The organism is Zunongwangia atlantica 22II14-10F7 (assembly GCF_002094855.1).
GTDB classification, from domain to species: domain Bacteria; phylum Bacteroidota; class Bacteroidia; order Flavobacteriales; family Flavobacteriaceae; genus Zunongwangia; species Zunongwangia atlantica.
In genome coordinates this window covers 97,773-114,069 of the sequence record NZ_ARYN01000011.1, presented here as the reverse complement: position 1 = coordinate 114,069, position 16,297 = coordinate 97,773, and the positions used below count along the sequence as shown (strand labels likewise).

Sequence of the window (16,297 nt, the reverse complement as noted above, 5' to 3'; positions counted from 1 at the left end):
TTTGTTAAGGTTATTAATTTTGACCGTAATACGCATTTTTACCATGCTTACGCTCATAATGTTTTTTAATTAAAGAATCTTTTAATCTAGGTGCTTTCGGATTAATCTGTAAAGTTAAATAAGCCATTCTGCCTACTTCTTCTAAGACTTTACTATTGTAAACCGCTTTAGCAGCAGTTGGTCCCCAGGTAAAAGGCCCATGGTTACCAATAAGGATCATCTGTACTTCTTCATAAGACAAACCTTTTTCCTTGAAGCAATCCAGGATTTGGATACCAGTATTATATTCGTAGTTTCCTGCAATAAGTTCATCCTTCATTGGAGGCGCGCAAGGAATATCTGCCGTTAAATGATCGGCGTGGGTAGTTCCAAAAATTGGAATATCTAACTGGGACTGGGCCCACGCTACAGAATATGTTGCATGGGTGTGAGCAATTCCCCCAATATTTTCCCAGTTTTTGTATAAATATGCATGTGTTTTTGTATCTGAAGATGGTCGCATAGTTCCTTCGATAACATTATTATCAAAATCAAGGATCACGATATCTTCAGGCTTTAATTCGGCATAAGGCACACCACTGGGTTTTATAGCAAAAACTCCTTCTTTACGGTCTACTGCACTTACATTACCAAAGGTGTAAATTACAAGATCTAATGCATCAAGCTGCATATTTGCCTCGTAACATTCCTCTTTTAAAGATTGATATTTAGAACTCATGATCTATGATTTTTTAGTTATGCTTTCTTCAACAAAATGACTTAATTCTTTATAAGCAGCCATTTGTTTTTCAAACTCTCCTACCATTTCTGGTTGTGGATAATATTCGGCTTCAAAATCACTACCTAAAGTTTTACTGGCGGTTATCACGTCTTCATAAATTCCTGCAGCAACTGCAGCATAAACTGCAGATCCTAATGCTGGCGCTTCATCTGAAGCTGCAACTTTAATAGGCATATTTAAAGTGTTTGCGAGAGTTTGCATGATATAAGCAGATTTTCTTGCCACACCACCAATACCAATTACTGTCTTAATTTCTACACCTTCTTCTTTAAAACGATCTACGATTTCCTTAGCACCAAAACAGATAGAATTCACAAGAGCTTTAAAAATATGTGGCGCTTTACTTCCTAAAGAAAGATTACTTATCGCACTTTTTAACTCCTGATTTGCATCTGGAGTTCGGCGACCGTTAATCCAATCTAAAGCTACAGGTATACTTTCATTAAGTTCTAAAGCTTCAGCTTCAGCAGCTAATTCTTTAATAAATTTCTTATCTACTTCTTCTTTTAATGCCGCTATTTGTTCTTCGGAAAGTACTTCTGATGAATTATAGACTAAATGATTTAAAGGCCAGGAAAGTACATTTTTGAACCAGGCCAGCACATCTCCAAACGCAGATTGTCCTGCTTCTAATCCAACCATTCCAGGAATTACAGAACCATCTACCTGTCCACAAATTCCTCTAACGGTCTTGTCTCCTACCACATCGTAAGGAGAAACAATAATATCACAAGTTGAAGTTCCCATAACACGTACTAATGCATGTTCCTCTACTTTTGCTCCTACCGCTCCAGAATGTGCATCGAATGTTCCAACGGCAATAACAGTATCTTCAGAAAGGCCTAGTTTAGAAGCCCATTCTTTACTGATCTTACCCGCAACTTCATCTGAAGTATAAGTCTCATTATATAATCTAGATCGTAAATCTGCACAATATGGGTGTAATTTTCCTAAAAATTCTTCTGATGGTAAACCGCCCCAGCTTTCGTGCCACATAGCTTTATGACCTGCACCACATCTACTTCTTTTAAATGAAGCCAAATCTGTATCTTCAATAAGAATATAGGTCATAATATCACAATGTTCCATCCAGGAATACGCAGCATTTTTCACCGCTTCATCCTCACGAACAATATGTGTTATTTTTGCCCAAAACCACTCTGAAGAATAAATTCCTCCTTCGTATTTGGTGTAGTTTTCACCACCCCAGGTTTCTGCCAACTCGTTGATCTCATTAGCTTCTTTAATTGCGGTATGATCTTTCCAAAGTACCATCATTGCATTTGGATTATCTGTAAATCCTTCTACAAGAGCCAGAGGAGTACCATCTTCGGTAACTGGAACAGGTGAAGAACCTGTAGTATCTATACAAATACCTTTAACAGCTTCGCCATTAACTCCGCTTTTTTCAATAACTCCTTTTATTGTTTTCTCCAGACCTTCAATATGATCTAAAGGATGTTGCCGAAATCGATTGAGGCTAGCATCACAGTAAAGCTGTTTTTTCCAACGAGGATACCAAAATGTATCTGAAGCAAGTTCTTTTCCACTGGTGGTATCTACAAGTACAGCTCTTACCGAATCTGTCCCGTAATCAAGTCCTATTACATATGTTTCCATGTATTCTAACTTTTTGTCTGAAACAAATATATAAATTAGTTTTTATTAAGTGTAATAAAAACACTTATAATTTTAAGATTTCTTTAATTTTTATTCGTTAAATAAATAAGGCTTCAATTTCATGGTTTTTAAGCTCAGTAATTTTACCTCTTTCTCAAAGAATGCTATTTTAAAAATTGAGTAAACTACCTCTGGGCAAGCCCTCGAGGCTTTCGTTGAAAACAAATTTTTAATTTCGAGGTAAGCCCCGGGTATTATACCATTTGGCGGTGCCAATAAAAAAGAGCTTTTATTTATACAATATCAATACTTTATATATTCAATTTCATTTTTGGAGATTAATAAAATTCAAAAACAGGTCTCCCATTTTCATCAAATTTTACTTCCATCAATCTGGCATGTCGATTAGGATCGTACAAAGGATCGGCTTTTATTTCTTCCAGTGATCTTTTATCTGATTCAGGTACCATTTTAGGATCACCAACTGCTTTTTCATAATCTCTGGCGTGATAGATCATTAATGGATTGCCATTTTCGTCTACAGTAAAAGAATTGTGACCTGGCCCATAAATATCCTTCGCTTCATTTGTTTTTAAAACCGGATATCTGGATTTTGTCCACGAATTTCTATCTAATAGATCGGCATCTGCATCAGCTTCCATGATTCCCATACTGTAGCAGGCACCGGTAGCACTTGCAGAAAAAGTGATAAATATCTTACCATCATTCTTGATCACAGCAGGCCCTTCATTCACCCAAAAATCAATACGCTCCCAGTCATAATCTGGCGTAGTTAACATAAACTGAACGGTCTTTAATTTAATTGGAGATTCCATTTCAGCTAAATATAAATTTGAAGCTGCGAACTGCCCGCCGGTTTTTTCAGCCCAACAGAAATAGCGCTTTCCGTTATGTTCGAATACCGTTCCGTCTAAAGAAAAATCAGTAAAACTTTTTGGATCATTATCTGCAGCCTGCATTTGTCCAAGTTCGATCCAATCGTCTTTTAAAGGATCCTGTCCTGAACATTTAATAACATAAGGTCTTAACTTCCAAATGTCGCTCTCTTCGCTTCCTGCAAAATACACGTACCATTCTCCATCTAAATAATGAATTTCTGGCGCCCAGATATGCCGACTCATAGGTCCGCTTTCGTGCTTTTCCCAAACTCTAACGGGTTTGGCGTCCTGCAAACCTTCTATGGTTTTTGCTCGTCTAATTTCAATGGCATCGTAAGTAGGTACAGAACCGGTAAAATAGTAGTAACCATCTGTATGCTTATAGATAAAAGGATCTGCACGTTGAAGCACTATTGGATCATTAGATCTAACAAAATTTTCACCTTCAGATGTTTCCTGCGCATGTATCTGCGAATAGCTGGCCATTCCAAAAATGGAAAGTGCCGCTAAAACCATATTTAATAATGATTTGTACTTCATATTGTTGATTTTACGTGTGAGTTTTTTTATTTCAATTTTAGCTGTTTTGGCCATCCGTTTTCCCAACTTAGTTCTTTAATCTTAAGTTTGGGTTTTGCACCATCTTCAGCATCATAAGCATGAAAAAACATATAGTCTTTACCATCGAAAGAGTAAACACTGTTGTGACCGGCGCCATACCAATTTTCATTTCCTTCTACAACCAAACTTCCGCCACCATTAAATAAAGATTTGCCAGATTTATCTAAAAACGGACCTTTTACAGATTTTGAACGACCTACAACAACTTTATAAGTACTATCTTCTCCTCTGCAACATAGATCCCAGGAAATAAACAGGTAATACCAATCTCCTTTTTTGAAAATAAATGGTGCTTCTAAAGCAGCATCTCCAGGATTACTATCGGCGATCTTGAAAGAGCGTTCTCTTCTGGCAATCGTTTCCCATTCCTGTGGTTGCGCAATCGATTTTAAATCGGGGCTTAATTTAACCAATTTCAACCCTTCCCAAAACGAACCAAAACTTAACCAAGGTGTTCCTTCTTCATCAAAAATAAGATTAGGATCGATGGCGTTCCATAAGTCACGGTTAGGGATAGACTGAACAACGATCCCCTGATCTTCCCATTTATAATTAGGATTATCTACATCTAAAGTTTCATTGGTTACCAATCCTATTGCTGAAGTGTTTTTCGCAAATGCTGAAACTGAATAGTACAAATAAAATTTACCATCAAATTCAGTAATATCAGGTGCCCAGATATGATTTCCAAAATCTGGAACCACATCGTCTGTCCACGCTGGCTTCTCAGCAAAAACAGGAGCTTCATGTTTCCATTCTTTAAGATCTTCCGAAGAAAACATTGAAATTCCCCTACCCGTGCAGAACATATAATATTTTCCGTTAGTCTGAATTGCCACCGGATCGTGAACAATGGTTTCCTCGGTTGGTGTTATTCTTTCTTGTGCTGAACAGAATAAAAAACTATTCAGCAAAATGGCCAATATTAGATATTTTGAAGCTGTCATTATTCCTGTATTCCTTCTGAAGTCATGATCACTCTCTTTAAAGTATTATCATCGTTATAATACAAACGATCGATACAAACCGAACGTCTAAAACTACCGCCGTGCGTTGGAATGCTTCCGTTATGATAAATAAAATACCATTTGTCTTTAAATTCGATGATCGATTGGTGATTGGTATTAGAATTACCGGCAACTTCGTTTAAAATGCCTTTATATTCCCATGGCCCTTCGATAGACTTACTCATCGCGTAAGCTGTTTTCTCCGGAAATTTATAAGCATACGAAAGATAATACCAGTCATCTTTTTTATGAATCCAGGGAGCCTCGGTAAAATGCGGAAGATCTACCGTTTGAATTTCACCTTCAAATTCGATCATATTATCCTTTAATTTCACCCAATATAACTGAGTATTTCCCCAATACATATAAGCATCGCCATTATCCTCGATCCAAACTGTTGGATCGATATCATCCCAGGAAATCCCTGTATATTCGGTTGTCATATCATTAGTGATCATTGCGCTACCGCGAGCATCTTTAAAAGGTCCTGTTGGTGAATCTGAAACCGCTACACCAATTGCTTTCCCGTGATGTGTTTCGTCATGCTGTACGGTTACATACCAGTAAAATTTACCATCCCTTTCGATAACCTGGGCGGCCCAGGCTGCGCCGGTTGCCCATTCAAAATCTGTTGGTTTTAATGGTACAGGATGCTCATTCCAATTCACCATATCGGCTGAGCTGTACACCAACCACTCGTGCATTTCGTAACGATCTCTATCATCTGGCGCCTGATCGTGACCAGCATAGATATAAACCGAATCTTTATAAACCAAAGCAGCAGGATCTGCAGTGTATTTATCTGTAATAATCGGATTATTGAAGTTGTCTTCCTGTGCGAGCGTAACCGCTGAAGTCGCCATTAGCGCACCACCAAGTATTAATTTTGTAAGTTTTCTCATTGTTTTTTCATTAGTCTTACGCCATAAATTCCGGCAGTTCTAGAACCAGCCTCGGCTTCAAAGCGTATCGTTAGGGTATCATTTTTTTGTTCTACGATCTTTTTAGGTAACTCGTAATCCTTTGTAAAAAATTCGGCTCCATTTTCACCTTTTAGATGTTCACGGGCAACCAACTCACCATTGACCAAAATCTTGAATTTTCGATCACTATCTTGCCCAAAATAGGTTAGTCTAATTCTGGCAGCTTCGTTATTTGAATCTTTAAATTCGTAGCTAAACCAACCTGTGGCATCACGCCAATGACGATCTTGATTTACACCCGCATTCGAATTTTCGGTTTTAATAAAATGATCTGATTCTGGTTGTTGCTCACCGGGGCTTACATAATCGATCGTTTTTTCTTCTAGCTCACGTTCAGCAATTTCCTGTTCTTTTCTTTTTTGCTGAATAGCCTCAAGACTTTCTGGAGTTTGTACCGGTAGGTAAATAACATACCTGGAATCATGCACTTTATAAAAAGGTTCGAATTCCAGATCCTGAAATTCTGAAGGATATAAAACCGATTTTGCTGAAAATCGAAGCTCTTTTTTAGAATCTACTTCAACTTTAGAAGCAAGATTATCTAAATTATCTAAAAGGAACATTGGTGTTTCTGAAAGTGGGATCTTTTTACCTTCAGCAATATGCCCTCCTCTACTTGTATCTGCAAAAAGTCCTTTTAAATCCTCTTTTCCGGTTTTTGCAGCCAAAACTAAAGGCCCATATTTTAAAGATTCGTAATTAGAATCGTCTGGTAGTCTTTCCGAAGAAATATTCATAGGCAAATTCATCGAAATTCGATCTCCATCTTTCCATTTTCTATTGATAGAAATAAAAGAACCCGGTTTTTTATCGAATTTCACCTCTTTGCCATTTACCTCAACATTAAAACCTTCGCCTGCCCAGGATGGATAACGAAGATTTATAGTCAATTTTTGCGATTTTCGAGTTTCAATTTTAAAAGAAGTCTCTTCTGAATTTGGGAAATCGGTTTCCTGTATCAGATTAAAATTCTTGGCTGACCAATTTACTTCAGAAGCAATAAAAAGATTTACATACAACTCATCTTCACTGTGTGCGTAGATCATTTCGTTGTATTTCCCATGATTTTCTAATCCTGAACCTACACAACACCACATACTGGTTTCTGGCTGAGAATACACGCGATAATGGCCGGGACGCATTGGTGTGAAATATACAAATCCGCCTTCTGGATGCTGCGAAGAAAGAATATGATTGTACAATCCCTGCTCGTAAAAATCCATATATCTTTCTTCAGCATCAGCTAAGAACAGCTTTTCACTTAACTTCAGCATATTATAGGTATTACAGGTTTCTGGCCCCTGTACGCTACTTACCATACTCGAAAAATCATCGGCTGGATGAAAATGTTCTCTAACACTATTTCCTCCAATAGAAACAGTTCGATTATTCACCACGTTTTCCCAAAAATAGGTTGCCGCATTATGATAATCCTTATTTTGATCTAAAGCGGCAATAGTTTGAAAACCTATTACTTTTGGAATCTGCGTATTTGCATGCATTCCGTTTAAAATATCTTTTTCATTCTCTAAAGGATCTAAAACCTGCTTTTGAGTGAAAGCATAAGCCAGATCAAGATATTTTTGATCGCCGGTCATTTTGTAAACATCAGCAAAAGTTTCATTTAAACCGCCATGTTCTGAAGCCAACATCTCCTGAATTTGTGCTTCGGAAAGATTTGCGGTGATATCGATCATCCAATCGGTTAGGTCGATAAGCATTTGCTTTGCGTCCTCGTTACCCGCAATAAGATAAGCATCACGCAATCCGGAATAGGTTTTATGAATATTATAAAGCGGCACCCAACCACCGTTAAGGCTAAATCCGCCTGCATTTATTTTTCCTTCTGAAATTTCCTTCCAAATTCGGTCACTTTCAGGAATTCCTCCTACGTAACCGTTTCCATTGGCATCTTGAGCTTTTTTTAATTCAACGATCATATAATTTAATCGCTCTAAAGCTTCTTCGCTACCCGCTGAAGCATACATTTGAGCGAGGGCGGTTAGATAGTGGCCACCAATATGACCATCTAAACCTGTATTTTCCCAGTTTGGATAACTTTCTGCCTTTGGTTCTAAACCAGCCTCACGTAAAAAAGGCGCCAGCAAACGATCTGGATCCATTTGCATGATATAATCCAAATCTGTATGCATTGCTTCTTCAAACATACTTTCATGAAGCTTTACGTCCTTAAGATCGAAAAGTGAAAGCTGACTTTGTTGCGCAAAAGCGCTTGTATAAAGAATCAGCGATCCTACAACTAATCCTGCTTTTTTTAAACTGAGAATTCTAATTTTCATTCTGTAATTAATTATTTTGATTTTTTACCCCAGATAGAATATCCATTATTAGAAATTCCTGCATAGGTAATTGTGGTTCTTCTTGGGGAAGCTTCCCAATCCCATGCTTTATCTATTATAAAATCGTTTCCATTTATTTGCAATATCTGTGTAGATTCATCAAAAGACCATGATCCACTAAGCGCACCGCCTAAAGTATTATTTTCATTAAGTACGATATCTACAGAGGTTTGCATTGTCCTATATTCGTATTGTAAGGTGATTTGCTCCCATTTCCCCAATAAATCTTCTTCGGTTACCGGTTCGTCTGGCACCGCTGCGTAACGTTCTGGAGCCACTACCGGCCAGCCATCTTCTGTCCAGTAAATTTCACGAACCTGCCCCATCATCACCGCATTTGATGCATTAATTCCTGGAACACCTTCTGGTAATCTCCCCTGCGAACTATAAAACCATTTTCCTGTAGCTTCATCTTTAAAAACCGTACAATGCGAAATACCAACCCAACCAGGCTGATTATCGAATTTGTAAGGATGGGTTAAAACTGGAAAAGCTTCCGCTCCATTGGTAACATTACCACCATTAATTCCGTAGTAAGGTCCTTCAATATTTTCTGATCGTGCTACCCGAGTATTATACGCAACAGATAACTCATCGTAAGCTAAAAATAAATAATAATATCCAGTTTCTTCGTTATAAATAATTTCCGGAGCTTCTAATCCCTGCCAGCGATTATTGTTCACATCTCCTCTACCTGCGATTCTTGTGCCATAATCTTCCAGAGAATTTAACTCGGTAGGTTTTCCCGTTGAAGGATCTAATTTTAATAATGAAATCCCAGAATGCCACGATCCATAAATTAAATACTGTTTACCATTTGGAGTTTCGATAAAACTAGGATCTATTGCATTAAATTTGAAATAACCACTCCAATCACCTCCACCATTCCGAGTATAAGTTTCTCGCCCATCTGGCACAGAACTTACCACCATTCCTTTATCTTCCCATTGGTTTGAAGAAAGATCGTTTGTTTCAGCTAAACCTATAAAAGCACGTTCTGTCCAATATTCGGTATTATCATTACCGATTATAGGATTATGAACTACGATACTGTAATACAATCGATAAGTGCCGTTAATCTCTGCAATTTCTGGTGCCCAAAATCCATAATTTGGATTTTCAATTGGATCTAGCGGTGGATCCATTTGTGCTCTAAGACTGTTTAATGAATCTTTAACCCAGGATGGTACTTCCTGAAAAGCCATTCCCTGGAAATCCCAATTTACCAGATCTGTTGATCGCCTGTATGGAAAATGACCATTACCTGCATGCGAATTACCATAAGAAGCATCGGTTTGGTACATATAAAAATAATCACCATCCTTAGTAATACTGGGATCGTGAACATTTGCTAAATTCCATGAAGACCGTTCTGCCCATGATGCCATAGAAGTATAATCATCACTATACGTTGGACCATCAAAATCTGATTCCTCAATTTCCTCATCTTCTTCACCTTCAGGTATCCCTGTAAATGAAGTATCATCATCAGAGCAACTAAATGCTCCGATGATGATTAAAATCAATACTAATCTTTTTAAAAACACTATATTATTTACAATAAACATAGGCTTATTTACTCTCTAAAACCACTACAGAGAAAGGAGGTAGTGTCATTTTTAGAGTTCCTTTTTTAAACTTGAAATCTTTAAATTCTGAAGGAGTTATTTTCTTTGGCTCATCAAAAGTATTGTGATCCTGTAACCCTTCTGAAACTAAAATTTCAGCATTAAAATCATCAATATCGAATCCAGAAAGGTCAAATTCTACTTCATTTTCTTTTTCAGAATCAATATTTACTGCTGAAATATGTACCACACCAGTGCTATCTTTAGAAGCAGATACTGATACTGCTGGTAAAGATTCTCCTTCGAATGTATATTCTGGTGAATCAAATTCAACCGGAAGTAATTGTGCATCTTGGTGAACTTTATACATTTCCATCACGTGATACGTTGGTGTAAGAAGCATTTTAGCTCCATCGGTTAAAGCAACAGCTTGCAAAACATTAACTGTCTGAGCCAAATTAGCCATCTTCACACGCTTACTATGATTGTTGAAAATGTTTAATGAAACACCCGCGATCATTGCATCACGCATTGTATTTTGCTGATATAAGAATCCAGGATTTGTTCCTTCCTGGACTTCGTACCATCCACCCCATTCGTCTACGATAAGATCGATCTCTCCTTTTGGATCGTATTTATCCATAATTTCGCTATGCTTCGTTACTAGCTCTTCCATCTTTAGCGCTGTTTGCATAGTTGAGAAATATTGAGCTTCATTATAATCTACAGCATCTCCTTTATCTCCCCATTCTACAAAAGAATAAGAGTGTAAAGCCACACCTTCGATCAAACTATTAGGCACATCACGCATTAGAACTTCTGTCCAGTGATAATCGTCTACGTTTGCCCCAGAAGCAATTCTGTACAATCCGGTTTCGTTATCCCAGCTTGTCATAAAAGTCGCATACTGGCGGTAAAGATTAGCGTAATATTCTGGTGTCATGTTTCCTCCACAACCCCACATTTCGTTACCAACACCCCAGTATTTCACACCCCAAGGTTTTTCTCTTCCGTTTTCTTTACGAAGATCTGCCATTGGGCTTGTACCATCGTGATTTACATATTGGATCCAATCTGCAAATTCCTTTACTGTACCACTCCCAATGTTAGCAGCAAGATAAGGCTCTGCACCAAGTTCTTCACAAAGATTTAAAAAGTTGTGAGTACCAAAACTGTTATCCTCTGTTGTTCCTCCCCACCATTGGTTTACAATAGTTGGACGATCTTCTAAAGGACCAATTCCATCCTTCCAGTGGTAGGTATCTGCAAAGCAACCACCCGGCCATCTAAGAATAGGGATTTGAAGATCTTTAAGTGCTTCAATAAGATCTGTACGAACTCCGTCTATATTAGGAATTTCGCTGTCTTCACCTACGTACAATCCGCCATAGATACATCTTCCTAAATGTTCTGCAAAATGACCATAAATATTACGGTTAATAACCGGTGCATCCTGATCATTTTTTACGGATACTGTTGTTTGGGCAAATAATCCTAGTGGAAAGCACAGGAATAAAGAAAGGATAAATTTTCTGTTCATAATTCTAATTATTAAATATCAAAGGATAGAACACCATTTATAATTTATAAATGGTGTTCATTTAGTTAAATTTAATATCCTGGGTTTTGTTCCAGATTTGTATTACTATTTAAAGCTGGTTGCGGTATTGGATATAAAGTTCTATAATTTTCACTAGCTGAATGAGAAAACCATGATTTCTGGCTAAAAGCTCCAAATCTTATCATGTCTTGTCTACGGTGTCCTTCCTGATGAAACTCCCATCCAAGTTCATCTAAAAATCTTCCATAAGCGATATCATCTCCACCTTCATTTGTACTTGTGTTTTCGTTTCTAAGGCCATAATCATAGGTAGAACCTCCCATCAACTCGGCCCCAGTAACTTCAGCTTTTTCAGGAGTATCTCTAAAAGAACGTTCTCTTACTGAAGTCACAATTTGTGCGGCCTCATCACTACTACCACTTCTAAGTAAAGATTCAGCTTTCATCAATAAAATATCAGCATAACGGAAAACAGGAAAATCATTACTAAGTATATTGGTTGCACCCTGGGCAATTTCGAATTTCCCAAGACGATAGCCGTGTATAGCTTCAGACCCGTCTATACTTGGCACTTCATTAATATAATTTAAAGGCTGACCATTGAATGCTCCTAATTGCACAGTTAGAGGGTCGCCTGCAGAAGAATATTGCTGTCCAAAAATAAAATTATCTAATAATCTACTATCATCGGGATCAAAAGAGGAAACAAATTGTGGTGTAGCACAAATACCTCCCCATGGTGTTTGCAATAAGTTATAGGTGGCCTGATTTGCAGGTTGTAAAGTTTGCATATGCAAATCGAATGCATTCCAATTATCAGTATAAACCTCATCTAAAGCTAATGCAAATATGATTTCTCTGGAGTTTTGATTCTCAACTATGAAATTATTTTTCTGATTTTCTTCTAAAATATAAAGTCCGGAATCGATCACCTGCTGGCAGGCATCAATACAATTTTGCCATTGCGGTGTTCCCGTATATACCTCGGCATTAAGGTAAACTTTAGCAAGCAAAGTATAAGCCGCCCATTTGTTGAACCTACCATACATTTCTACTCCAGAATCTTCACTTAGATTGTCTACATTTTCAGTAATTTCATCAACCACGAAATCATAAACTTCCTGTCTGGTATTTTGTTCTGGGGAATAACCTTCAGGAACATCATATTCCGTTTCAATAGGCACATTTCCAAATAAGTCTAATAGCAAATAATAATAAGATGCTCTTAGGACTCTTAATTCAGCTAACGTAGAGATTCTTTCGTCTTCTGTAAAAGGAATTAAACCTTCTTCTATTTGGTAGATCAAACGATTACAGTTAGTAACCCCTCCATAAGTTCTATTCCATGCCTGATTCACTGGATCATCATCTGCAAACCATTCATGTTGATGAAGCCGTTTATAAACGCCACCATCTACCCATCCATTAGGGCGTCCCGGTATAATAAAACCATCTGCAGTCACTTCCTGAGTCCGCCATATCCCATTCCACTCCAACAAGGTAGATCTCCAAGGTACATAAGCTGCACCAACTAAGGCTGCGACATCTTCCCCTTCAGGAACAAACTCTTCTGAAACTATGGTATTATAGTTTCTATCTTCTAACTCTGTACATCCCCAGCTAATACCTAGGGACAATATTAGAATTGCTATTGATATTCTATTATTAAATTTCATAATGCTTTAGATTAAAATGATACATTAAACCCAAGAGTATAGGTTCTAGTTGTTGGATATTTATCTCTTCCGTCATTTCCAGGAGCTAAACCAGATCGATCTACCTCTGGATCTATTCCATCATATCCAGTAAATGTAAATGTATTTAATGTTGAAACATAGACTCTAGCAGATTTTATGTATTTACCAATCTCACTAAAATTATATCCTAGTGTAATATTATCAATCTTCCAAAAATCTCCATCCTCAATATAGTAACTATTATACTCTAAAGGTGAGGTTAATGTTGTTTTACCAAACACAGGATCTTCAGAGCTTTGAAGACGATTATAATTATCTATTGTAGGATTTTCAAGGTACATTCTTTCAAAGTTTAATATTTGGTAATCGAAAGCACCTCTCATGGTAATGCTAAGATCAAAGTCTTTATATTTAAAAGTATTATTCCAGTTAGCATAGTAATTTGGTAATCCGTTACCGAGCACCTGTTTATCTTCGAAAGAATGCCCAAATTCATCATAATTTTGAATTTCTCCAGAAGGAGTTTCATAAATCCATCTACCGTCATCGTCAATATCTACTACTTTAAAACCATAGAAGTTTCCAATTGGGTCACCCACTCTTACTCTATGTGTAAAAGTTTGAATAGGCTCTCCTGTACCTCCTGTCGTGAAATAATCATTTTCGGTTTGATAAAGATTATTCGATAAGCTTACCAATTCGTTAGAATTCGTAGAGAAACCAATATTTGTACTCCATTGGAAATCCTCTTTGTTTATTGGATTAATGTTCAGCATTACTTCTAACCCAGAGTTTTTCATTTCCCCAACATTAGCTCTTGTTGTACCATAAAGGTTTGGTGGTGTTGGAACCGCGAAATCGAATAAAAGATCCTGTACATTCCTATTATAATAATCTATACTACCACTAACAATATTATTGAAAAGCGTAAAATCTATACCATAGTTATATTCATGTTTCTCTTCCCATTTTAGATCTGGATTAGGGTTTTGCGATGGTGCCAGGGTTCTTACCCATGTATCATTATAATAGAAATATTGGCCATACCCTAAAAGAGCGACAGCTCCAAAACCAAGCTGATTAGGAATACCAGTTACACCATATCCAAATCTTAGTTTTAAATTATCGATAATGTTCGAATTTCTTAGAAATTCTTCTTCAGAAACTCGCCATCCAGCAGAAAATGCAGGGAAAGTACCCCATGGTTCGTCGGTTTTATATAACTGACTTGCTGCTTCGTGACGTACACTACCCATCAATAAATATTTATCTTTATAGTTGTAATTTAATCTTCCAAAGAAACCTATCAAATTAGTTTTAGAGGTATTACTTCCCATACCTGCCTGACCTTCTTCTAAACGTCTACCTAAGCCTATATTATGATACGTGAAAATATCTGTAGGAAAATCTGAGTTCGTCATATAATAATCTCTGTAATAATTTTCCTGATAACTATAACCTGCTAAAAGATTAAAATCATGATCGTTCAATAGTGTTTTAGAGTATTGTGCGGTTAACTCTAACAAGCGATCTTCAGTTTCTTGGGTTCCATTAGAAACAAATCCATTTACTCCACCTCTTACGTTAGAGATATGATCTTTAGATTCTGCATATCCCCTGGTTTGATTATATCGAGATAAAGATCCAAGTGCTGAAAGCTTTAAGTCTTCTATAGGCTCATAGGTAAGTTGTGCATTATATCTTAAAAACTGAGACTTGTTTTCTCCATCAGATTCATTCAATCTCGAAACGGGATTATCATAATTGAAATTTCCAGGAACTTCATACCAGCTACCATCAGGATTTTTTATAGGTTCTGTTGGATTTCTGATAAGTGCCTGTCTATAGGTATATCCGTTAAAGCTTGATCCATCTCCGGTAGTTGTATAATTAACAGAGCGCCCTATAATACCTAGATTAATTTTAAGTTTTTCATCAAACATATAATGATTGATGTCCACACGACCTGTAAAAATGGTATTATCAGATTTCAAGAATATTCCTTCAAGATCTCTAAGATTGATCGTCGCCAAATAATTAGTTGTGTTATTTCCTCCTCTTAAAGTTAAATTATGTACCTGGGTAAAAGGAGTTTGTGTAATCTCGTCTAACCAATTTGTACTACTACCCGCATCAGCTGAAGCGTCTCTCGTACCGTTTTCAATTTGTCTTCTATAGTCACTAGCCGATAAAACATCTAATTGATTAAAAATTTGTTGTGTACTTAAGCTTACTGAATAATCAACCTGATTAGTGTAAGCTCCCGAAGCTCTTTTGGTAGTGATTAAAATAACTCCATTTGTACCTCTGGTACCGTATATTGCTGCTGCAGAACCGTCTTTAAGTACATCAATAGATTTAATATCCTCTGGAGGAACAGTTTTTAGGTCACCAGGGATTCCGTCAATTAAGATCAAAGGGTTGGTATTGCTCCCCAGTATAGAACTTGTTCCCCTCAATCGAATTTGCGAACTAGCTGTTGGATCACCGCTAGGCATCGATATAGATAGACCAGCAACTTTACCCTGGATCAACTGTCCTGCATCAGTAACGTTAGATTGAATAAAATCTTCAGAATTTACAGATGAAACCGCACTGGTAAGATCTTCCTTTCGTTGCGTACCATAACCTACTACAACAACGTCCTCTAAAGCATTCATGTCTTCAGCTAAAGAAACATTAATTTCCGTTTGAGTTCCAACTTGTATTTCCTGTTGTTTAAAACCTAAAAAAGAAAATACCAGTATATCGTTTTCGCTTGCTTCTATAGAATAATTACCATCAATATCAGTAACTGTTCCTGTAGAAGTACCCTGAATAATAACGTTAACTCCTGGTAAAGGCATCCCATCACTTTCAGATGTTACCATACCAGTAATTAATTCCTGCGATTGCGCGAATGATGATATCCCCAACATCATCATGAATATGAAAAAATACGAAAACCTTTTCGTGATTTTCCCAATGCGCTAATTAGTAATTTTGAAATTAGCATAAGTTAAACTTTAGTTTTATAAGTGTGAATTTTACATTTCCAAATTTAATTAAAGTTTCATTAAAAAAGCAAATATTTTTTTACATATTTTTAACTTTAGTATATCAAATAAACGAATTTCATAATTCTATCCTACTCTATTCCTACCGTACTGTGGTGTCCTGCTTAATTTCTTAATTTTTTGAATTACTTTAGAAACCGGTTT

At 36.9% G+C, this 16,297-nt stretch carries 10 protein-coding genes; all 10 read right to left on the bottom strand.

Annotation, left to right across the window (positions count from 1 at the left end):
* Positions 1 to 13: 13 nt before the first annotated feature.
* The 10 genes from IIF7_RS13020 to IIF7_RS12975 all read right to left on the bottom strand — a co-directional run bounded on the left by IIF7_RS13020 (position 14) and on the right by IIF7_RS12975 (position 15,967).
* Positions 14 to 718: an L-ribulose-5-phosphate 4-epimerase gene (locus IIF7_RS13020; RefSeq protein WP_084842128.1), complete on the bottom strand. Its 705-nt coding sequence runs from the start codon at positions 716 to 718 to the stop codon at positions 14 to 16.
* A 3-nt stretch (positions 719 to 721) separates the two neighbouring features.
* Positions 722 to 2,401: a ribulokinase gene (locus tag IIF7_RS13015; RefSeq protein WP_139801327.1), complete on the bottom strand. Its 1,680-nt coding sequence runs from the start codon at positions 2,399 to 2,401 to the stop codon at positions 722 to 724.
* A 338-nt stretch (positions 2,402 to 2,739) separates the two neighbouring features.
* Positions 2,740 to 3,840: a family 43 glycosylhydrolase gene (locus tag IIF7_RS13010; RefSeq protein ID WP_084842189.1), complete on the bottom strand. Its 1,101-nt coding sequence runs from the start codon at positions 3,838 to 3,840 to the stop codon at positions 2,740 to 2,742.
* A 26-nt stretch (positions 3,841 to 3,866) separates the two neighbouring features.
* Entirely contained in the window at positions 3,867 to 4,868 is a 1,002-nt protein-coding gene (locus IIF7_RS13005; RefSeq protein ID WP_084842127.1) for an arabinan endo-1,5-alpha-L-arabinosidase, read from the bottom strand.
* Positions 4,868 to 5,791, bottom strand: a complete 924-nt coding sequence (locus IIF7_RS13000; RefSeq protein WP_245801639.1) for a glycoside hydrolase family 43 protein — start codon at positions 5,789 to 5,791, stop codon at positions 4,868 to 4,870. Before IIF7_RS13000 ends, IIF7_RS13005 begins: the two co-directional genes overlap by 1 nt.
* Positions 5,792 to 5,826: 35 nt before the next feature.
* Positions 5,827 to 8,211, bottom strand: a complete 2,385-nt coding sequence (locus IIF7_RS12995; protein ID WP_084842125.1) for a glycoside hydrolase family 127 protein — start codon at positions 8,209 to 8,211, stop codon at positions 5,827 to 5,829.
* An 11-nt stretch (positions 8,212 to 8,222) separates the two neighbouring features.
* Positions 8,223 to 9,797 carry an arabinan endo-1,5-alpha-L-arabinosidase gene (locus IIF7_RS12990; RefSeq protein WP_245801631.1) on the bottom strand — a complete coding sequence of 525 codons (1,575 nt, stop codon included), beginning with the start codon at positions 9,795 to 9,797 and terminating at the stop codon, positions 8,223 to 8,225.
* A 46-nt stretch (positions 9,798 to 9,843) separates the two neighbouring features.
* Positions 9,844 to 11,379 (bottom strand): alpha-N-arabinofuranosidase, encoded by a 1,536-nt coding sequence (locus IIF7_RS12985; RefSeq protein ID WP_084842123.1) that lies wholly within the window; start codon positions 11,377 to 11,379, stop codon positions 9,844 to 9,846.
* A gap of 71 nt (positions 11,380 to 11,450) precedes the next feature.
* The gene (locus IIF7_RS12980) at positions 11,451 to 13,076 is read right to left on the bottom strand and encodes a RagB/SusD family nutrient uptake outer membrane protein (RefSeq protein WP_084842122.1); all 1,626 of its coding nucleotides are present in this window, start codon (positions 13,074 to 13,076) and stop codon (positions 11,451 to 11,453) included.
* 11 nt (positions 13,077 to 13,087) lie between these two features.
* Positions 13,088 to 15,967, bottom strand: a complete 2,880-nt coding sequence (locus IIF7_RS12975; protein ID WP_245801630.1) for a SusC/RagA family TonB-linked outer membrane protein — start codon at positions 15,965 to 15,967, stop codon at positions 13,088 to 13,090.
* Positions 15,968 to 16,297: the final 330 nt, after the last annotated feature.

Coding starts and splice junctions, on each gene's coding strand:
- IIF7_RS13020 (WP_084842128.1), bottom strand. CDS start 718: ATGAGTTCTAAATATCAATCTTTAAAAGAGGAATGTTACGAGGCAAAT.
- IIF7_RS13015 (WP_139801327.1), bottom strand. CDS start 2,401: ATGGAAACATATGTAATAGGACTTGATTACGGGACAGATTCGGTAAGA.
- IIF7_RS12975 (WP_245801630.1), bottom strand. CDS start 15,967: ATGGTAACATCTGAAAGTGATGGGATGCCTTTACCAGGAGTTAACGTT.
- IIF7_RS13000 (WP_245801639.1), bottom strand. CDS start 5,791: ATGGCGACTTCAGCGGTTACGCTCGCACAGGAAGACAACTTCAATAAT.
- IIF7_RS12980 (WP_084842122.1), bottom strand. CDS start 13,076: ATGAAATTTAATAATAGAATATCAATAGCAATTCTAATATTGTCCCTA.
- IIF7_RS13010 (WP_084842189.1), bottom strand. CDS start 3,840: ATGAAGTACAAATCATTATTAAATATGGTTTTAGCGGCACTTTCCATT.
- IIF7_RS12985 (WP_084842123.1), bottom strand. CDS start 11,379: ATGAACAGAAAATTTATCCTTTCTTTATTCCTGTGCTTTCCACTAGGA.
- IIF7_RS12995 (WP_084842125.1), bottom strand. CDS start 8,211: ATGAAAATTAGAATTCTCAGTTTAAAAAAAGCAGGATTAGTTGTAGGA.
- IIF7_RS13005 (WP_084842127.1), bottom strand. CDS start 4,868: ATGACAGCTTCAAAATATCTAATATTGGCCATTTTGCTGAATAGTTTT.